Here is an 18220-nt window from a genome sequence, read left to right as displayed (position 1 = left end):
CGCTTCAGCCCTTTTTGGCGCGCACCCACTGAAGGGTGCCCACGTTTTTGACGCGCACGCTGACCAAGCCGTTGTCTTCGAGGATGTCGCCGATTTCGTCTTCGCCGAAGATGTGCGCGCCGATGTTGGGCAGCAGCTGCCACGCCCGCGCGGCACGCCCCGCGGTCGGGACCATGATGGCCAGCCGTCCGCCGGTTCGCAGCACCCGCGCCATCTCGGCCAGCGCGGCCGCCGGATCCGGAACCAATTGGAGTACCGCCATCGATACCACCGCGTCGACGGTGTAGTCGCGCAGCGGAAGTCGTTGTGCGTCAGCCCTTATGAAGCCGACGTGCGGGCCTGCCTCGTTGCGCACGGCCCGGGCCAGCATCGCCTCGGAAATGTCGACGCCCAAGGCCAATCCGTCCTTGCCGGCCGCGCGCGCCAGCGACGCGGTAACGGTGCCCGGCCCGGAGCCCACATCCAGCGCGGTTCCGCCCGGCGGAATGTCCAGCCAGTCGGCCGGGTGCTGCAGCGCGGCGATCAGGCGTCGGGAGAAAGCCTGCGCGTTGTCGTAAAGCATCGAGCCGATGGGCGATGCCCACGCCGCCTGGATCGGGCCGGTGTTCTTCGGGATGTCTTCGTCGCCGAGCAGATCCAGATACCCTTTGCTGGCATCCGGATTCGCCGGCGGATCGGCAAGCAGATCCAGCGCTCGGCGCAGCGCGGGTGGAAGCGAGACGTGCACGTCGGTCATGCGTACTCCTTCGATCAAATGCCAAGCTGTACGCCGAAATCCGGGAGCCGCGACTCTGCCAGGCTCCCCAACGCAGCCTACGCGCGACCACCGGGCGCCACGACTGGCCGAGCGTCGGCGTTCGTTAACGCTTGACGACGGCGTGCTCACTCACCAGGGCGTACAACCGCCACTGACCCGGCACGCCTTTGAGCGCGGTCTCGCCGCGGTCGGTGAACCTGTGCCGTGAGCCGGTGACGATGTCGCGCAGCGTCGACGACACCAAGACCTCGCTCGGGCCCGCCTGAGCGGCGACCCGGGCGCAAATGTGCACCGCCATGCCGGCGATGTCGTCCTTGAGGGCGCCACCGCGCACCTCCACCTCACCCGCGTGGATACCCACCCGCACCTCGATGCCCAGCACCCGAACCGCGTCGACGATGGCGTCCGCGCAGGCGATCGCCGCGCTCGGGCTGCTGAATGTGGCGACGAATCCGTCTCCGGCCGTGTTGACTTCGCGGCCGGAGAAGCGCTGCAATTCCCGGCGCACGATGGCGTCGTGGTTGTCCAGCAGATCGCGCCAGCGATCGTCACCGAGCAGGGCGGCCCGCTCGGTCGAGCTGACGATGTCGGTGAACACGATCGTGGTCAGCAGGCGTTCGGCGTCCGACCCGCCGCGCAGGCCGGTGATGAACTCCTCGATCTCGTCGAGCATCGGCGCCGTGTTGCCGGTCCAGTACAGGGCATCTTCACCCGGTAACTCCACGAAACGCGACCCGGCGATGTGCTCGGCCATATAGTGCGCGTGGCCGATCGGGCTGAACTCCGGATTGTCACGGTGCAGGATCAACGTGGGCGTGGCGATGCGAGGCAGGATGTCGCGCACGTCGGAGCGCCGGATGGTCTCGATGACCACGCGCGCCATGCTCGGGGATGCGGCGCGGTTTCCGGACTGGTCCCACCATGCGCGGAAGGCGTCGTCGCCGGCGACCGAGGGCGCGATGATGGCGAGCATGTCGAAGCCCTGCTCGACGGCGTCCGGCTCGACCCCCACCGTCGTGTACGGCGTTGCCTCGACCTCGTCGGTGCCGACCGGGTAGTCAGGACCACGCATCGTCCTGGCCGCGCCGTTGAAGATCACCAGGTTGCAAACCCGGTCAGGGAATTCGGCGGCGAGCACCAGTCCGGCCAACGAGGTGAAGCCCGGGGCGAACACTGTCGCCCGCTCGCACCCGGCCGCGTCCATCACCGCGATCGCGTCCTGAGCCCAGGACCTGGGCCCGATCATGTCCAACGAGGGAACCCGCGACGACATGCCGATCCCGCGCTGGTCGAACCGGATCACCCGGCTGAAGGATGCCAGCCGTCGATGAAAGCGGTACATCGACGGCTCACTGTCGACGCAGTCAATCGGAATGAGTGGGCCCGGCAGCACCAGCAAGTCGATCGGGCCATCGCCGAAGACCTGATAGGCGATGTCGAGTTCGCCGCAACTGGCGTACCGGGTCCGCGGAACCGGCGCCACGCCACCAGGCTAATGCAGGGCTACGACAAGTCCGGGGCCACGCCGCCGATGATGGGCACCAGGTACCGCCCCGCGTACTGCCGGACGGCGGCGTGGTCCGAGATGTCGAGCCGATCGGTCGGGAAAACGATGATCCCCAGAGCCACGCGCAGCAGCACGTCGGCGATGTTGGCCAGGTCGGCATCGGGAATGTCCGCGCCGCATCTGCGCAGCGTGCGGGCGATCCCGGCGGCGAACTGGCTGATCGGGAAGACATGCGACCGCGAGAACAGCCCGAACAGCTCGGGTTCGCTTTCCACGATGCGCGAGTACAGCGCGGAGTCCTGGACCAGCCGTACGCCCAGCGTGAACGCCTCGATCACTGCTTCGGCCGGAGTGCAGCCCGCGGTTGCCCGGTCCAAGGTGGCGAAGAACATCTCACCCTCGCGGCGGACCACCTGTTCGACCAGGTCGTCCTTGGTGGGAAAACGCCGATAGAGGGTGCTGCGGCTGACTCCGGCCCGGGCGGCGACGTCCTCCATGTTCGCGCGGCGCACGCCGTAGGTCTCGAAGACCGCGCGCGCGGTGTCCAGGATGGTGTCGTCGGTATCGCTGCTGTCGACGAGGGTGCCGTCGGGACTGTGTTTCCGCATGGATGACGACCTCCTCCGCATTGTCGGTGCCAGAATGCTACGTTTGGAACAAAGATACAGATTTGTGTCACTGATCCACGGAAGGTTGGGCATGACCGCCCAGAACGACCAGTTGGCCGGCACCCGTTTCGACATCGGTGTCCGCGAAGCCGTCCCTGTGCTAGTCGAGGAGGAGATCGCCGAGACCGCGCCGCGGCTGGGGCCCGATTCCCTGATCTGGAAGTTCTACGGCGACCACCGCACCCAATTCTTCGGGTTCCAGCGCGTCGCGGGTGTGGAGAACTGCATCGAGCAGCTTGCCCAGGGAGTGCTCGATCACTCGGTGATCTTCAGCGACACGCTGGGCCGCGCCAAGCGAACCGCGCCGCCGTTGATGAAGACCGTCTACTCCGACGATCCTTACGAGTGGGGTCGCAAGGTCCGCGACTTCCACAAATCGATCAAGGGCACGATCAGCGATGGCTCGCGGTACCACGCGCTGAACCCCGAGTTGTTCTATTGGGCGCACGCGACTTTCGTCGACCAGGTCATCTACAACACCGACACGTTCATCCGGCGGCTGTCGGACGCGGAGAAGCAACAGATCTTCGACGAAGGCAAGGTCTGGTACAGCCTCTACGGCGTCAGTGGGCGCGGCCAGCCGCAAACCTACGCCGACTTCGTCAGTTATTGGGACGACATGCTCGAGCGGTTCGTGCCGCACAAGACCGTCCTGTACGGCACCGGCTACATCCGCAAGGGGATTCCCGGACCGCGTTGGATGCCCAAGGGCATCTGGAAGGTGTTGTCCTCGCCGCTGAATGCCTACACCCGTCTCGTGCTGGTCGGAACCATGCCGCCACAAATGCGCGAGGTGTGCCAGCTTGAGTGGGATGCCAAGAAGGAGAAGCGATTCCAGCGTTTTGCGGCGGTCGTGCGCGCGCTGAATCCGGTGCTCAACCGCCTTCCGCTCTGGTTGCTCTACACGCCCTGGGCGGTGACGGCGTGGCGGCGGGCGGGCGTCGATCCGCGCCGGCTGCACAACCGCGCCGGCTAGGTGATTCGCAGCAGCCGTTCGGCATTGCCGTGTGCGATCTTCTCGCGGTCGGTGGGGGACAGCGTCGTCTGTTCGAATCCCTGGACGGCTTCGTAAGAGGATTCGTAGGGGTAGTCGATGGAGAACATCAACGCCTCAGCCCCGACCTCCAGCACGGCTCCGAGCATCACCGCGGGCGAGAACACGCCGCTGTTGGTGAAGACGACGTTGGTGCCGAGGTACTCCGAGGGCGCGCGCCGCAGCGTGCTGGTCTCGGAGAGCAACGTCGAGGCGAACCGGGAGTCGATGCGGCTGCGCTGGAACGGCAGAAACTCGCCCATGTGCCCCAAGATCATCGTCGCCGCGGGATGGCGGTCGAATACGCCGCTGAACAGAATCCGCAGCGCATGTCCACTGACCTCGGGTGCCCAGCTCCAGGTTGCGCCGTACAGCTCGGGCCGCCCCTCGATGACCCGCCAGTGATCGGCCGGCGGTGCGCCGGGGTGCAAATACAGTGGTACGCCAAGGGATTCGACCGCCGCCCACAGCTCGTCGTATTCGGGCGCATCCAGGTAGCGACCGCCGGGTCCGGTGATGCAGTCGTTGACCAGGGCGCCGCAGAATCCGTCTTGGGTGACGGCGCGTTCCAGTTCGGTCACCGCCGCGGCGGGATCCTGCAAGGGCAACGCCGCGAATCCGCGGAAGCGGTCCGGATTTTCGCCGATGGCCTTCGCCAGGTAGTCGTTGGCGAAGCGCGCGTTGTCACGGGCATGTTCGGCGTCGATGTCGACCTGCAGGCCAGGCGACGTCAGCGAGAGCACCTGGATGTCGATGCCGGCATCGTCCATTTCGGCCAGCCGGTGTTCGCCGAAGTCGGGGAGCCGCAGTTCGCAGCGCTGGGCCCATTGCGTCGTCATGCGCTTCTGCAGCTGCTGATGCTGCGTGGTGGGCTGACGCTCGGCCAGCTCGGGGATGAAAAATGCTTCCTCCAAGGCGATGTAGCGCATCGGCGTTCCTCACTGTCGGATTTCTCGGTCTCCGTTCGACTCTGCGCTCCGGACAGTTATTTGTGAAATGAATATTCTGCATAGCGAGTATGTCTACGGCGCATACTGGGCGAGTTGGTCTGAAGGGTGGTGACTCCGGCGGAAACTCGTGGTTACCTCAAGGCATATTGCGGCATCCCGCTACGTCAGCCCGAGCGTGAGGAGCACAACCGATGGAAATGACGGGTAATACCGTTCTGGTCACAGGCGGCGGCAGCGGAATCGGCCGCGGTTTGGCGGAGTCGTTCCATCGGCTCGGCAACCAGGTAGTGATCGCGGGCCGCCGTCGCCAGCTGCTGCAGGCCGTCGTCGAGGCCAACCCCGGCATCGGCTACCTGTCGCTGGATCAATCCGACGCGGCCGACGTGCGGCGGTTCGCCGTCGAGCTGACGGACCGCTATCCCGACTTCAACGTCTTGGTCAACAACGCCGGCACGCAGCGCGTCGAGGACCTTACCGCCAGCAACGTCGGCCTGGCGGAGCAGAGCATCGCGATCAACCTGCTCGGCCCGATCCGACTCACCTCGGCATTGCTCCCGGCGCTACTGCGAAAGCCGCGTGCCACGATCCTCAACGTGACCTCGGGGCTGGCCTTCATGCCCAGCGCGCTCACGCCGACCTATTGCGCCTCCAAGGCCGCGTTGCACTCCTACACGCAGTCGCTGCGCTTCCAGCTTCGTGACACCGCGATCCAGGTCATCGAAATCATTCCGCCGCATGTGCAGACCGCGCTGCAGGGCGGCGAGCGCGGATTCGACCCGAGGGCGATGCCGCTCGACGATTATGTCGCGGAGACGATGTCGCTGCTGCGGACGGAACCCCTGGCCGACGAGATCGTCGTGGAGCGTGTCAAGAATTTCCGTTACGCCGAGCGCGACGGTACCTACCGCGACATCTATCCGGCCTTCAACGAGGCGATGACGGCCTGGCTGCGCAGTGCGAGCACCACCCAGGGGGCCCGCTGAAAACCTTGCGGCCACGCGGAATTCGCCGCGCCATCGGCTAACGTTCAGTGTCTGTATGCCCGGTGAGGTCCGAGCCTGCGTGGCGGGCGGAACCGGCATAAGACAGGATCGAAGGCATGGCCGATATCGACTTTTCGTTGTTGGACGTCCCGAGATCGGCCCCGGTCGACGACCCGGAAGCTTACCTGCGCGCGGCGATCGCGTGGCACTTCGGTGCGGACACCGGCTCCGCCTTTTGGCTGCGGACCGCCGAGACATTGGACTTCGATCCGTTGACGGACGTCAAGACCTTCACCGATTTGCGATTGTTCCCCAACCTGCTCAGCGAGTTGCGCACGGTGCCGGTTGAGGATCTGATCCCGCGGGGATACGGCTCCCCGCCGCCGGTACCGCAGGTTTTCGAATCCGGCGGCACCACCGGGGCTCCGAAACGTACTGCGCAGCTTCCGGATTGGGTCGCACAAGTCATCGAGTGGCAAACCGAGGACTTCGCCACCGGCGGCTTCCAGCGGGGCCGGGGCTTCCTGTGCCTGATGCCGAGCGGTCCGCACGGCGTGGGCTTTTTCTCGCGCCTGGTCGCCGAGCGGCTCGGCTCGGCGTTTCATGCGATCGACATCGATCCCCGCTGGGTGAAGAAGATCGCCGCGCGCAATGCCGCCGGAGAAGTCGCCGCTTATGTCGACCACGTCCTCGAGCAGGCGGAGCACGTGCTGCAGACGCAGAACGTCGCTAACCTGCACGCCACTCCGCCGTTGCTGGAGGCGATTGCCCGCAACGACGACCTGGTGGACTTGGTGAACGCCAAGATTCGCTATCTGTTGCTCAGCGGCGCGCACGTGGACGCGGACACGCTGGACCTGTTGCGCGACATCTTCCCCGAGACGACGATCACGATGGCGTTCGGCAGCACGATGATCCTGTCGCAGGCCGTCACCCGAACCGACGGCGACGCATTCGTCTTCGATCCGCGGACACCGTACGTCGTGTTCTGGGTGATCGATCCCGACACCGGAGAGCAGGTGCCCTACGGCGAACTGGGCCAGGTGGTGATGAACCACATCAGCAAGGGCATGTTTCTGCCGAACAACCTGGAACGCGACATGGCGATCCGGATGCCCGGCCCCGCAGGGCAACTCAGCGATTCGGTCAGCGCGGTACGGCCGGTCGCGACTTTCGAGGGTGAGGCCGTCATCGAGGGCGTGTACTGAGATGTACGGTGAAACCCCGAGTGTGACAGCCGATTTAGTGCTGCTCGACGCGCTCGGGCCTAGCGGCGAGTACCGAACCCGCAACCGTGAGATCGTGGCCACCACCGCAGGGGTGCCGGTCGCCGAACTGAGTTTGGTACCTGCGCTCTACGTGTCGCGCGCCATCGGCGCGCAGCGCAAGGTCGCGCCGCTGCCGGTCGCGGAGCGGGAAAAGGCATTGGCCGCCGCGGCCGACATCTTCCGGACCGCGCAGATCGGCGGCCTGAGCTTCGACGCCTATGTCGAACTGGCGAGCCGGATTTCGGGCGTGCCGATCGTGGTCACCCGGGCCGGGGCCCGCAACGTCGCGGACGCCGTCGCGCATGCCTTCGACGCGGTGCACCCGGCTCAGCCGGTCGGCGCGGCTCGCGACTGGCGCGAGGAACGCACCCGTGCCGGCAGTGCGGTCTGGACACGGCGTGGCGAGATATTCGCGGTGCACGCCGCGGGAAACGGCCCGGGCGTGCACGGCCTGTGGCCCCAGGCGCTCGCGCTGGGCTACCGGGTCGCGGTGCGCCCGTCCCGTCGCGAACCGTTCACCGGGCACCGACTGGTTAGTGCCTTGCGCCAGGCCGGATTCCGGCCCGAAGATGTGATCTTCCTGCCCACCGATCACGGGGGAGCCGACGAGATCATCCGCTGCGCCGACCTCGCGATGGTGTACGGCGGCCAGGACGTCGTCGACAAGTACGCCGTCGATCCGACGGTGATGGTGAACGGGCCGGGTCGGGCCAAGATCCTGATCACCGCCGATCGCGATTGGCATGACTATCTCGATCTGATCGTCGACTCGATCGCGAATCTCGGTGGTATGGCGTGCGTCAACACCACCGCCGTGCTCTTCGAGGGCGACCCCACCCCGCTGGCTGCCGCGATTGCCGACCGGCTGGCCGCGATCGAGCCACTGCCCACCGAGGACGAGCGGGCGATCCTGCCCACCCAGCCCGTTGCCAAGGCGCAGGCGCTGGCCGACTATCTGGCCACCAAGGCCGCCGGCACCACCGCGCTGCTCGGCGCCGACCAGGTCGTCGCCGGGGTGGGTGACGGCTATGCCGCGCTGCGCCCGGCCGTGCATCTGCTGGCCGAGCCCGATGTCGACAAGCTCAACGTCGAACTGGCGTTCCCGTGCGTGTGGGTGTCGCCGTGGTCGCGCGCCGACGGTCTGACGCCGCTGCGACAATCGTTGGTAATCAACGTAATTACCGGTGACGACGACCTGATCGACGAGGTGCTCGGTGACCCCACCATCAGCAATGTCTACCGCGGGAACCATCCGACCTTCTATGGCGCGCCCGAGATCCCACACGACGGGTTCCTGGCCGACGTGCTGATGCGCAACAAGGGCTTCATCCGGGACTAGCGCTCGGCGATGTAAGGCAACAGTGCCATCTCGCGGGCATTCCGGATCGCGGTGGCCACCTGCCGTTGCTGGCGCACCGTCAGGCCGGTGACGCGGCGAGACCGGATCCGGCCCCGTTCGGAGAGGAATATCTTCAGCGTCGTAACATCCTTGTAGTCAACGTATTTGATACCGAGGCTGCTGAACAGGTTCTTCTTTTTCTCGACTGGCTGGGTACGGCTTGGCCGGATCTTCTTGGCGGTCATCTACCAACTGGCCTTTCGTATGCCGGGAAGTTGCCCTTCGTGTGCCAGTTCGCGCACCCGCACCCGGGACAGGCCGAACTTGCGCAGGTGCCCGCGGGGACGACCGTCGACCGAGTCGCGATTGCGTACCCGCACCGCGCTGGCGTCGCGAGGCTGTCGAGACAGCGCCTGTTGCGCGGCCAGCCGCTGTTCGGGAGTGCTTGCCGCAGAGTGGATGATCTGCTTGAGCACGGCGCGGCGCTCCGCGTAGCGGGCCACGATCGCGCGGCGCTGGTCGTTCTTGACGATCTTGGATTTCTTGGCCATTCAGCGTTCCTCCCGGAACTCGACGTGGCGCCGGACCACCGGGTCGTACTTGCGCAGCGTGAGCCGGTCGGGATCGTTGCGGCGGTTCTTGCGGGTGATGTAGGTGTAGCCGGTGCCGGCCGTTGAGCGCAGCTTGACGGTAGGGCGAATCTCATTGCGCGCCATCAGATCCGCTGACCTTCGCGGCGCAGTCGCGCGACGACGGCCTCGATGCCGTCGCGGTCGACGACCTTGATGCCCTTGGCACTCACCCGCAGCGTGATACGCCGGCCCTCCGAGGGCAGGTAATAGGTCTTGGTCTGGATGTTGGGCGACCACCGCCGCGAGGTACGGCGATGTGAGTGCGACACCGAATTGCCGAAACTGACTGTGCGGCCGGTGACCTGACAGTGCTTGGACATCGCGCCTCCTCTATGACGATCGGCCTTATTGAAAATCATTTTCGACAACGTCTGTCCGGCACTGTACCGTGGCGCAGGCGTTATTGAAAACCATTTGCAATAAGGAGTTGGGATGCGGACGCCGGTAGTGCTGGTTGCGGGTCAGGGCGACACCGACGCGGTGGCGGGGGCGTTCCTGCGCCGGCCTGCAACGGTGGTCGTCGAGCACCGCTTCGACGGCCACGTGGTGCGGCGCTCGACGGCCATGTTGTGCAAGGGCGAGTTGACCACCGCCGAAGAAGCATTGGAGCTGGCGCACGGGTGTGTGTCCTGCACCGTCCGCAACGACCTGCTGATACTGCTGCGCAAGCTGGCCCGCCACGCCGGAGTCGAGCGCATCGTCGTGCATCTGTCGCAGTGGCTGGAACCCGAACCCATCTGCGTCGCGATCAACCACGTCCGGGTGCGTGTCGGCCCCGGCTACGCCGACGGCCCGGCCGCCCTGGACGTGGCGATCGCCGGGGTGGTGACGTGTATCGACGCCCACACCTGGCTTTCCCGCGCACTGGGTGACGCCGTGTTGCGCGACGGTCGCACAATGGCGCAGGTCGTCGTCGGCCAGGCGGAGTTCGCCGATCTTTTGGTGCTGACGCGTCCGGAGCCGGTGACGCTGGCCGTGCTGCGCAGGCTGGCTCCGCGGGCGCGGATCACGGTGGGGCTCGAGCACGTCGACCTGGCGCTGGCGAACCTGGACGACGACTCGCGACGGGGTCGCAGCGATCATCCGCACGGTTGGCTGCTGGCCGGCCGGCCGCCGCTGGGCGCCGACGGGATGGTGCGAATCGTCGAGTTCAACGCCCGCCGCCCGTTTCACCCCGAGCGCTTGCACGCCGCCGTGGATCTGCTGCTGACCGGGGTGGTGCGCACCCGCGGGCGGCTCTGGCTGGCCAGCCGGCCCGACCAGGTCATGTGGATGGAGTCCGCCGGCGGCGGTCTGCGGGTCGCCGGTGCGGGGAAATGGCTGGCGGCCATGACCGCGCAGGAGGCCGCCGATGTCGACGCCGAACGGCGCCTGTTCGCCGAGTTGCAGTGGGAGTACCGCTTCGGTGATCGGCATACGGCGATGACCGTGCTGGTCTGCGGCGCAGAGCCGCCCGATCTTCTCGATGCCTTGCACGGGGCGTTGCTCACCGACGCGGAGATGGCCCAACCGCGCGAGTGGGGCGGCTACCCGGACCCGTTCGGCGACTGGCATGCGGACCCCTGCGACGAATCCCCGGCGGCCGCCGAAGAAGTCGCGAGCGACGCCGACCGTCGGGAGTCGTGAACTAACACCTTCGGCCGGTACCGGGGTTCGGCCGGTGAGGGCGGTCTGGTAGCTGTAGGTTACGAGTCGCACGGCGTTGGGAAAGCAGCGCTGCACCAGGACTCGGCACGCCATCTCGGTGAATGCGGTGTGAAGGTGAACTTGTTAGGCCAGGCCATTAAGACGGCGACGGACCGATTGGCCAACCCGGCGCGGGTGGGGGACCCCGACAAGCTGCGCGCCGCGGTTTCGGGCAAGACGGTGTTGGTCACCGGCGCTTCCTATGGGATCGGGGAGGCGACTGCCCGCAGGCTGGCCGCGGCCGGGGCGACGGTGCTGGTCGTCGCCCGCTCGGCGGAACGGCTCGACGACCTCGCCGCGGCGATCAACGCCGGCGGCGGGCACGCCTTCGCCTACCCGACGGATCTGAGCGACCAGGACGCCGTCCACGGACTGACCAAGCAGATCACCGAGAATCACGGCCCGCTCGACATCGTCGTCAGCAATGCCGGTAAATCGCTGCGCCGTTCGCTGCATCAGCAATACGACCGCCCGCACGATTTCCAGCGCACCATCGACATCAACTACCTGGGGCCGATCTGGTTGCTGCTGGGACTGCTGCCGGCCATGCGGGAAAACGGCGGCGGCCTCGTCGTGAACGTGTCGAGTGTCGGCGTGCGCGTGGTGCCAGGGCCGCAATGGGGCGCGTATCAGGCGTCCAAGGGCGCCTTCGATCGCTGGCTGCGCAGCGTGGCGCCGGAACTGCACGCCGACGGGGTGGACGTCACGTCGGTTTACTTCGCCCTGGTTCGAACCCGGATGATCGCCCCGACGCCCATACTGGGCCGACTTCCCGGTCTGTCGCCCGGCCAGGCCGCCGACGCCATCGCCAAGGCGATCATCGAGCGCCCGCGCACCAACGAGCCGCCCTGGGTGTTTCCGGCCGAGCTGGCCTCGGTGCTGCTGGCAGGTCCCGCCGATTGGGCGGCCCGGTTGTGGCATCGCCGGTTTTTCGCCGACTCGCGCGGGCGAAAGGACCAGGGATGACCGACGGTGTGGTCGCCACGACGGCCCGGGCCCTGGTGTCGTCGCGGCTGCTCAGCGTGCCCACCCCGATCGCAGCGCTGCGGCTGATCCGCGAGCTGTATCGCGGCGGCACTAACCTGTCCACGCTGGTGACCGTCGCGGCGGCGCGCTGGCCCGAGCGCACGGCGATCATCGACGACGACGGGGCACTGAGCTACCGGGAACTGCAGTCCAGGACCGAGGCCCTCGCGCACGAGCTCGTGCGCGACGGTGCCGGGCCGGGCGAGGCTGTGGGGATCATGTGCCGCAACGGCCGTGACTTCGCCGCGTCGGTGTTCGCCGCGTCCCTGGTCGGAGCCGACGTGGTGCTGGTGAACACGGAATTTCGCAGCACGGCTCTCGCGGGTGCGCTGAGTTCACACCAGGTCAGAAACATGTTCTGCGACAACGAGTTCACCGAGCGAGTCGCCGACGCCGCACCGTCGGTGGGTGTGATCGATCCGGCGACCGTGCAGACTCGGCCGGGCGCGCGGCGTCCACGCGTCGTCGAGTCGGGACGGTTGATTCTGCTGACCTCGGGTACCACCGGTGTGCCCAAGGGCGTTCCGCGGATGCCGCGGATGAGTTCGGGCGTGGGTGTCGGCATGACGATTCTCGAGCGCACCGGGCTTCGCGTCGGGTCGCGAATCGCGGTGGCGGTACCAATGTTTCACGGCCTTGGCCTGGGCATGCTGATGCTCACGATCAGCCTGGGCGGCACGGTCCTGACCCGTCGGCGCTTCGATGCCGAGGCGACGCTCGCCCAGGCATCATTGCAGCGCGCCGATGCACTCAGCGTGGTCCCGATCATGCTGTCGCGCATCTTGGACTTGCCCAGCCGGGTTCGGATGCGAAACCCGTTGGCGCTGCAGGTCGTGATATCCAGTGGCGATCGCCTCGACCCCAGCCTCGCGCGGCGGTTCATGGACTGCTACGGCGAGATTCTCTACAACGGATACGGTTCCACCGAGGTGGGGATCGGCGCCCTGGCAACACCTTTCGAATTGCGCCGTGCCCCGGACACGGTGGGACGGCCCGTCGCGGGCTGCCCCGTTCGCATCTTCGACAAAAACGGCCGAGCCGTCGGGCCGCGAGTCACCGGCCGCATCTTCGTAGGCGGCGAGCTGACGACCAAGGGCTACATCGGCGGCGCCGACAAGACCGTCATCGACCAGATGACCAGCACCGGAGATATGGGCTATCTGGATAACGCGGGCCGACTGTACATCGTCGGCCGCGAGGACGACATGATCGTGTCGGGCGGTGAGAACGTGTATCCGCGTGCGCTGGAAAACGCGCTCGCCGCCCATCCCGACGTCGCCGAGAACGCGGTCGTCGGGGTGCCCGACGAACAATTCGGCCGCCGGCTTGCGGCGTTCATCGTCGCCCGCCCCCAGCGTCAGATCGACGTGGCAGCGTTACGGGAATACTTGAAGGACAAAGTTTCTCGTTTCGAACAGCCCAGGGACATCCACGTCGTCGACAGCATTCCGCGTAATCCCGCCGGCAAGGTCATCCGAAGGGAACTGGCGACCTAGGCCTGCGGCTCGTCTTCGCCCTCGGCGTCGGGCTGGATGACACCGATGGCCTTGTTCAGCCAGTTGGGCGCCAGCCACGAGATCGCGGTGGCACCGGCGGTGGCGCCCATCACGCCCGACCAGGCGACCGGTCCCAGCGGTGTGCACCCGAAGAATTGGCTCACCACCGGGGTTTGCACGATGCCGACCAGCACCCCGGCGCTGCCCAGTGCGGTCGCCACAACGAGCGGGCTGTGCTGGCGGGTCAGCAGTGTCTGGGCCAGCTGCGTGGTCACCAGCGCGGTCAAACCCATTGTCGCCGTGCGGCGTTCACTTCCGGGGGTCCAGCGCCCGATCGTCCAGGCGGTCGTCGCACCGGCGGCCGTCACGACGCCACGGGTGACGATCTGGCGCATCAGCGGCGCGTCGAGCGACGGCGTGGGACCGGTCAGCACCGCGAGTCGGTGTGCGGCGCGGGCCTTTTCGGCCTGCTCCTCGGATTCGTACTCGGTCTCGTCGGGCTCGACGTACTGCGACGTGACGGCAACCGCGAGCGCGGGGAACATGTCGGTGAGCAGGTTCACCAGCAGCAGCTGACGGGTTCCGACCGGCGCGCGGCCCTGGCCGAACGCCGTGCCGATGATGGTGAACAGTACCTCGCCGACGTTGCCGCCGACCAGGATCGTGACAGCGTCGCGAACGCCGGCCCACATGCTGCGGCCCTCCACCAGCGCGTCGAGCAGCACGGACAGATCGCGATCGGTCAGGACGATGTCGGCGGCGCTACGAGCGGCCGACGAACCGCGGCCGCTCACGCCGATGCCCACGTCGGCCATCCGGATGGCGGCGGCGTCGTTGGCACCGTCGCCGACCATCGCCGTCACCCGCCCGCAGCGCTGCAGCGCGGCCACGATCTGCACCTTTTGCTCGGGGCTGACGCGAGCGAACACCTGGACGTTGGAGACGACCTTGGCGGCGGCGTCCTCGTCCAGACCGGCCAGCTCGGCGCCGGTGATGACCCGCGCATCCGCCGGCAGTCCCAGCTGCCGGGCGATCGCCCGCGCGGTGATCGGGTGGTCCCCGGTGATCAGCACCACGTCGCGCCCGGCCGCCTCCAGCGCCTCGATCAACGGGCGCGACGACGCGCGGGCGGTGTCGGCCAGACCGACGTAGCCCAACAACTCCAGGTCCTGCGCGGTGGCATCGACGGCCTCGACGTCGGTGTCCTTGTCGTGAGTGGTCCCGTTGGGCCAGGGTCGTCGGGCCACCGCCAACACCCGCAATCCCCGCTCGGCGAGGCTGTGCACCACCGACTCGGCGTGCGCACGATCGGCTTCCGGGTCGGCGAAGCGGCAGCGGGGCAGCACCACTTCGGGCGCGCCCTTGAGCATCAGCACCGGCTTGTCGGCGTCCGCGCTCAGGGTGCCGATCGCGGCGGCATAGCCACGACTGGACTCGAACGGCACCTCGGCCACTAGCTGCCACCCCGAATTATTCTTGGTGAGAAGGAAGCTCGCCGCGGTGATGATCGCCTCGTCGGTGGCGTGTGCGTGGCCCTGACCGTCTTGGGGCTGGGGGGACGCCCAGGCCGCCGCGCGCAGGACCGCGGCCGAGCGCGGATCCTCGGCCTCGGGGAAGGGATCGCCCGGGCGAGCATCGTGCGGCATCGCACACAGCACGCGCAGCCGGTTCTCGGTGAGCGTGCCGGTCTTGTCGAAACACACGGTGTCCACCCGGCCCAGCGCCTCGATCGTGCGCGGCGAGCGGACCAGCACCCCATGCGACGTCAGCCGCTGGGCGGCCGCGAGCTGAGACAACGTGGCTACCAGCGGCAGGCCCTCCGGCACGGCGGCCACCGCGATCGCGACGCCGTCGGCGACGGCCTGGCGCAGCGAGGCACGGCGCAGCAACGCCAGCGCGGTCACCGCGGCACCGCCGGTCAGGGTCAACGGCAGCACCTTGGAAGTGAGCTCGCGGAGCCGGGCCTGGACCCCGGCCGCCGTTTCGACGTCGGCAACCGCCGAAATCGCCCGGTGCGCAGCGGTATTGACGCCAGTGGCCACGACGATTGCGCGGGCGCGGCCCGCAACTATGGTGCTGCCCTCGAAAAGCATGCTCGCGCGCTCGGGGTCGTTGACGGCGACGGGTTCCACCTGCTTGTCCACCGGCAGCGACTCCCCGGTGAGCAGCGACTCGTCGACCTCGAGGTCCTCGGCCACCAGCAGGCGCGCGTCGGCCGGAACCACCTCCGGGGCGGCCAGGTCGATGACGTCGCCGGGCCGCAGCGACTTGGCGGACACCGTGACCGTGCGGGTGGCGTTCTGGGCCGCCTCCAGGCGACGCCGGGTGGTGGCCACCGCGGGGACCGCGACACGGCGCACCAGCTGGTCTTGCTCGGCGAACAGCTCGGCGGCCGCCGCCTCGGCCCGCAAGCGTTGTGCCCCACCGGTTATCGCGTTGGCAGTCATGACGCCGCCGACCAGCAGTGCGTCGATGTTGCTGCCGACGATGGCCGATGCGGCCGCGCCCACCGCCAGAATCGGGGTCAGCGGATCGGAGAGCTCGACGCGCGTCGCCGCAGCCAACCGCGCCAGGTTGTGCAGCGGTGCGCGCAGGCCGGCGAAGGGTGGGCTGTAGGACAGGTCATCGAGCCGGCGACGCCACGACGGGGTCAGCGTTTCGACGGCCAATGGTCGCGACCCGCCGGCCAGCCGCGAGTACACGATCTCCGGGTCGAGCGCGTGCCAGGCGGTAAGCGGTTGCGGGGTTGGGTCGGGTAGGCGCAAAACCCGGCTGGCCGAGAAGGTTCCGGCCACCAGCGCGGTGACCGCGGCGGCGTTGACCGGGTTGAGCCAGCGGCGGAAGCTGGCCGGGTTCTTGGGCCGCTCCTGCTCGCTGCCGGTGACTAGCAGCAGCCCGGCCAGCGTGGTACCGCCCTGGGCAAGGTGAATCGCCGACTCGCTGGCCGCGCGGGCCACCGGAATCGCCGACAGGATCCGCACCGCGTCGGCCAGGTCGGTGCCGGTGATGATGTCCGCGGTCCAGGGTGTGGCGGCGCGTGGATCATCAAGTGCCACACCAACATCGGCGATCGCCAAGGCGGCCAGCGTGTCGGTCGACGCGAAGTCGCGGTGCACCGCGGTGATCAGCAGCACCGGGCCGCGGTCGGCTCGCAGGTCACGTACCACGGTCAGCAGCGGGGTGCCGGGCGGATGCGTCGCGGCCACGCTCGCGGTCAGATCCTCGGTGCCGGCCACGTGCCGCAAGACCACTCGGGCCCCGGTCCGATTCGCCGTCTGCAGCAACGGGATCGCGTATGGGTCGACTTCCCAGCCGACCTCGACCCTGCCGACGCATTCGCCGTCGACCATCAGGTCAGCGCTTTCGAGGCCCTGCGCCGGGGTGGCCGATGGGCCTTGCACCGGAACCCATCTCAGATGTGCACCGGTGGCGGGCAACTCGTCGGGATCGGGTTCGGGCGCCTCTTCGCCGTGTAGCAACGCGTCGGCGACTTCGTAGACCCGGTCGTCGTCCCAGCCGGGTGCTTCTCCGATCGACTTCAGCACGGCGCGGTGGTCACCGCGCAGCGCCGCACCGTCGATGACGACCACCTTCACCCGGTCCAACCGGCGCAGTGCGCCCGGGTCGAGGACCAGCTGCCCGTCGTTGGCGAGCCCGCGACCCAGCGTCGAGGCGAACGCTTGGCGGCCCATGTGCGCGGCCCGGGGCACCCCGGCCTCGATCGCGGCGGCCGCGTCTTCGGTGCCACCGCCGGCCACCAGCGCACTGGCCGCGGCGATCAACGAGCCATTGGCCGCCGATTCGACATAGGCCTCCACCGGCCCGGCCATCGAGCCCTTCTCGGTGTCCATCGCAGCGTCGATGGCCCCGCCGACCACGACGTGCGAGGCTTCGCCCGCCGCGGCGGCGGCCCAGCTGTGCCGGGGCAGGTGCGACTTGGGTCCGGCCGAGGAGATGACGGGAACCACCGGGGCCTGCGGTCGCTCGGGCGAGGCTAGCTGCGGTTCCCGCTCTCGCCACACCCGACGGTGTGCCGCCGCCTCGGTGATCTGCAGGGTCCGCTGGGTCATATCGAGCAGCGGGGTGCCGAACGACTGGGTGAGGCCGTGCGCCGCCGCGGTGGTGGCGGCGAGCACGATGTCGGTGCCCACCCGCCCCAGCCGCGACTCCAGCACCGCCACCATGCGCGGTTGATGGTTGATCAGGGCGGCCGCGGCCCGGGTGGTTTGCGGCGCCGCGGGCAGCCGGGTCACCCAGCCGGTGACGGCGGCGGTCATCGCGACCATGTCCATGGCCGCCGAGGTGAGCGGCACCAGAATCGCCAGCGGATTGCCCGGGTCGGCGAACGGCGCGGAAATCGGTACGTCGGACTTGGTGGAAGCCAGGTCGGCGGCAATGGCCGCCACCGTCGAGCCCACCTCGTCGAGGACGGCGTCGTAGTCTTCGGCGTCGTCGGAGAGTTCGAAAACCAGCCGGCCCAGCGATCCCTCGACATGGGCTTCGGCCACGCCCGGAATCCGGCGAACCGGTTCCTCGACGACCGCCGAGTACTCGTACCAGCGCGAGAAGGGCAGCAACGGATCCAGGTCCAGATGCACTCGCCGACCGCTCTGCCAGCGCACCGGAGGGGTGATCGGAGCGGGAGATCCGTTCGACGAAGGGTTGATCCCGAGCGCCCGGGTGGTGGAGCCGGCCATCGACTGCACCACGGGTCCGGCAAGTTCGACGACCGGGCTCGCCAAGAGCTGCACCGCGCCCGCAGCGCCGGCGGCAGTCGACACGCCGGCTTTCACCAGCTGGGCTGCTCCGTCGGTGAGACCAGCGACAACGCTGGTTACACCCGGAATCTTCATTCGGTCATCCTTCAAATGCGTT

Annotated in this window: 16 protein-coding genes; 7 read left to right on the top strand and 9 right to left on the bottom strand. The window is 68.0% G+C overall.

Translation table 11 applies throughout. The features are described from left to right. Positions 1 to 4: 4 nt before the first annotated feature. The 3 genes from AAHS21_RS04490 to AAHS21_RS04480 all read right to left on the bottom strand — a co-directional run bounded on the left by AAHS21_RS04490 (position 5) and on the right by AAHS21_RS04480 (position 2872). Positions 5 to 736 carry a methyltransferase domain-containing protein gene (locus AAHS21_RS04490; RefSeq protein ID WP_342926464.1) on the bottom strand — a complete coding sequence of 244 codons (732 nt, stop codon included), beginning with the start codon at positions 734 to 736 and terminating at the stop codon, positions 5 to 7. Positions 737 to 860: 124 nt separating this feature from the next. Then, positions 861 to 2240 carry an adenylate/guanylate cyclase domain-containing protein gene (locus AAHS21_RS04485; protein ID WP_342926463.1) on the bottom strand — a complete coding sequence of 460 codons (1380 nt, stop codon included), beginning with the start codon at positions 2238 to 2240 and terminating at the stop codon, positions 861 to 863. Between the two features lie 20 nt (positions 2241 to 2260). Further along, positions 2261 to 2872, bottom strand: coding sequence for a TetR/AcrR family transcriptional regulator (locus tag AAHS21_RS04480; protein WP_342926462.1), 612 nt, complete (start codon positions 2870 to 2872; stop codon positions 2261 to 2263). A 91-nt stretch (positions 2873 to 2963) separates the two neighbouring features. On the opposite strand from AAHS21_RS04480, the gene AAHS21_RS04475 reads away from it, so the two are divergent. Beyond that, positions 2964 to 3908: an oxygenase MpaB family protein gene (locus AAHS21_RS04475; protein ID WP_342926461.1), complete on the top strand. Its 945-nt coding sequence runs from the start codon at positions 2964 to 2966 to the stop codon at positions 3906 to 3908. Here AAHS21_RS04475 and AAHS21_RS04470 read toward each other — a convergent pair. Next, the gene (locus tag AAHS21_RS04470; protein ID WP_342926460.1) at positions 3905 to 4894 is read right to left on the bottom strand and encodes an amidohydrolase family protein; all 990 of its coding nucleotides are present in this window, start codon (positions 4892 to 4894) and stop codon (positions 3905 to 3907) included. The two genes, AAHS21_RS04475 and AAHS21_RS04470, sit on opposite strands and share 4 nt — an antisense overlap. 212 nt (positions 4895 to 5106) lie before the next feature. Between AAHS21_RS04470 and AAHS21_RS04465 the strand changes: the two genes are divergently transcribed. The 3 genes from AAHS21_RS04465 to AAHS21_RS04455 all read left to right on the top strand — a co-directional run bounded on the left by AAHS21_RS04465 (position 5107) and on the right by AAHS21_RS04455 (position 8505). Then, a complete protein-coding gene (locus tag AAHS21_RS04465; protein WP_342926459.1) occupies positions 5107 to 5898 on the top strand; it encodes an SDR family NAD(P)-dependent oxidoreductase in 792 nt (263 codons plus the stop codon). Between the two features lie 116 nt (positions 5899 to 6014). Further along, positions 6015 to 7106 carry a phenazine antibiotic biosynthesis protein gene (locus AAHS21_RS04460; RefSeq protein ID WP_342926458.1) on the top strand — a complete coding sequence of 364 codons (1092 nt, stop codon included), beginning with the start codon at positions 6015 to 6017 and terminating at the stop codon, positions 7104 to 7106. A 1-nt stretch (position 7107) separates the two neighbouring features. Continuing rightward, the gene (locus AAHS21_RS04455; protein WP_342926457.1) at positions 7108 to 8505 is read left to right on the top strand and encodes an aldehyde dehydrogenase family protein; all 1398 of its coding nucleotides are present in this window, start codon (positions 7108 to 7110) and stop codon (positions 8503 to 8505) included. Here AAHS21_RS04455 and rpsR read toward each other — a convergent pair. Genes rpsR through rpmB form a run of 4 tightly spaced genes read right to left on the bottom strand, consistent with a single transcriptional unit; the run spans position 8502 to position 9457 of the window. Further along, positions 8502 to 8750, bottom strand: a complete 249-nt coding sequence (gene rpsR / locus AAHS21_RS04450; protein WP_342926456.1) for a 30S ribosomal protein S18 — start codon at positions 8748 to 8750, stop codon at positions 8502 to 8504. The genes AAHS21_RS04455 and rpsR overlap by 4 nt on opposite strands. Beyond that, the gene (rpsN, locus tag AAHS21_RS04445; RefSeq protein WP_342926455.1) at positions 8751 to 9056 is read right to left on the bottom strand and encodes a 30S ribosomal protein S14; all 306 of its coding nucleotides are present in this window, start codon (positions 9054 to 9056) and stop codon (positions 8751 to 8753) included. Next, complete coding sequence (rpmG, locus tag AAHS21_RS04440) at positions 9057 to 9221, bottom strand: 50S ribosomal protein L33 (protein ID WP_342926454.1); 165 nt, start codon at positions 9219 to 9221, stop codon at positions 9057 to 9059. It abuts the gene before it with no gap. Then, complete coding sequence (rpmB, locus tag AAHS21_RS04435) at positions 9221 to 9457, bottom strand: 50S ribosomal protein L28 (RefSeq protein ID WP_342926453.1); 237 nt, start codon at positions 9455 to 9457, stop codon at positions 9221 to 9223. Before rpmB ends, rpmG begins: the two co-directional genes overlap by 1 nt. 112 nt (positions 9458 to 9569) lie before the next feature. Between rpmB and AAHS21_RS04430 the strand changes: the two genes are divergently transcribed. The 3 genes from AAHS21_RS04430 (at position 9570) to AAHS21_RS04420 (ending at position 13345) form a co-directional block, all read left to right on the top strand. Further along, on the top strand, positions 9570 to 10763 hold the full coding sequence (locus AAHS21_RS04430; protein WP_342926452.1) for a GTP-binding protein: 1194 nt from the start codon (positions 9570 to 9572) through the stop codon (positions 10761 to 10763). 135 nt (positions 10764 to 10898) lie between these two features. Further along, positions 10899 to 11789: an SDR family NAD(P)-dependent oxidoreductase gene (locus tag AAHS21_RS04425; protein ID WP_342926451.1), complete on the top strand. Its 891-nt coding sequence runs from the start codon at positions 10899 to 10901 to the stop codon at positions 11787 to 11789. Further along, positions 11786 to 13345 (top strand): AMP-binding protein, encoded by a 1560-nt coding sequence (locus tag AAHS21_RS04420; RefSeq protein WP_342926450.1) that lies wholly within the window; start codon positions 11786 to 11788, stop codon positions 13343 to 13345. Before AAHS21_RS04425 ends, AAHS21_RS04420 begins: the two co-directional genes overlap by 4 nt. Here AAHS21_RS04420 and AAHS21_RS04415 read toward each other — a convergent pair. Next, complete coding sequence (locus AAHS21_RS04415; RefSeq protein WP_342926449.1) at positions 13342 to 18198, bottom strand: cation-translocating P-type ATPase; 4857 nt, start codon at positions 18196 to 18198, stop codon at positions 13342 to 13344. The genes AAHS21_RS04420 and AAHS21_RS04415 overlap by 4 nt on opposite strands. Positions 18199 to 18220 lie beyond the last annotated feature (22 nt).

The organism is Mycobacterium sp. 050272, from assembly GCF_039023525.1.
Lineage (GTDB): Bacteria > Actinomycetota > Actinomycetes > Mycobacteriales > Mycobacteriaceae > Mycobacterium.
Note: the sequence above shows the minus strand (reverse complement) of the source record. Positions and strands in the feature narration are given on the sequence as shown.

Coding starts and splice junctions, on each gene's coding strand:
- AAHS21_RS04430 (WP_342926452.1), top strand. CDS start 9,570: ATGCGGACGCCGGTAGTGCTGGTTGCGGGTCAGGGCGACACCGACGCG.
- AAHS21_RS04465 (WP_342926459.1), top strand. CDS start 5,107: ATGGAAATGACGGGTAATACCGTTCTGGTCACAGGCGGCGGCAGCGGA.
- AAHS21_RS04455 (WP_342926457.1), top strand. CDS start 7,108: ATGTACGGTGAAACCCCGAGTGTGACAGCCGATTTAGTGCTGCTCGAC.
- AAHS21_RS04420 (WP_342926450.1), top strand. CDS start 11,786: ATGACCGACGGTGTGGTCGCCACGACGGCCCGGGCCCTGGTGTCGTCG.
- rpsN (WP_342926455.1), bottom strand. CDS start 9,056: ATGGCCAAGAAATCCAAGATCGTCAAGAACGACCAGCGCCGCGCGATC.
- rpmG (WP_342926454.1), bottom strand. CDS start 9,221: ATGGCGCGCAATGAGATTCGCCCTACCGTCAAGCTGCGCTCAACGGCC.
- AAHS21_RS04475 (WP_342926461.1), top strand. CDS start 2,964: ATGACCGCCCAGAACGACCAGTTGGCCGGCACCCGTTTCGACATCGGT.
- AAHS21_RS04490 (WP_342926464.1), bottom strand. CDS start 736: ATGACCGACGTGCACGTCTCGCTTCCACCCGCGCTGCGCCGAGCGCTG.
- AAHS21_RS04460 (WP_342926458.1), top strand. CDS start 6,015: ATGGCCGATATCGACTTTTCGTTGTTGGACGTCCCGAGATCGGCCCCG.
- AAHS21_RS04480 (WP_342926462.1), bottom strand. CDS start 2,872: ATGCGGAAACACAGTCCCGACGGCACCCTCGTCGACAGCAGCGATACC.
- rpsR (WP_342926456.1), bottom strand. CDS start 8,750: ATGACCGCCAAGAAGATCCGGCCAAGCCGTACCCAGCCAGTCGAGAAA.
- AAHS21_RS04415 (WP_342926449.1), bottom strand. CDS start 18,198: ATGAAGATTCCGGGTGTAACCAGCGTTGTCGCTGGTCTCACCGACGGA.
- rpmB (WP_342926453.1), bottom strand. CDS start 9,457: ATGTCCAAGCACTGTCAGGTCACCGGCCGCACAGTCAGTTTCGGCAAT.
- AAHS21_RS04470 (WP_342926460.1), bottom strand. CDS start 4,894: ATGCGCTACATCGCCTTGGAGGAAGCATTTTTCATCCCCGAGCTGGCC.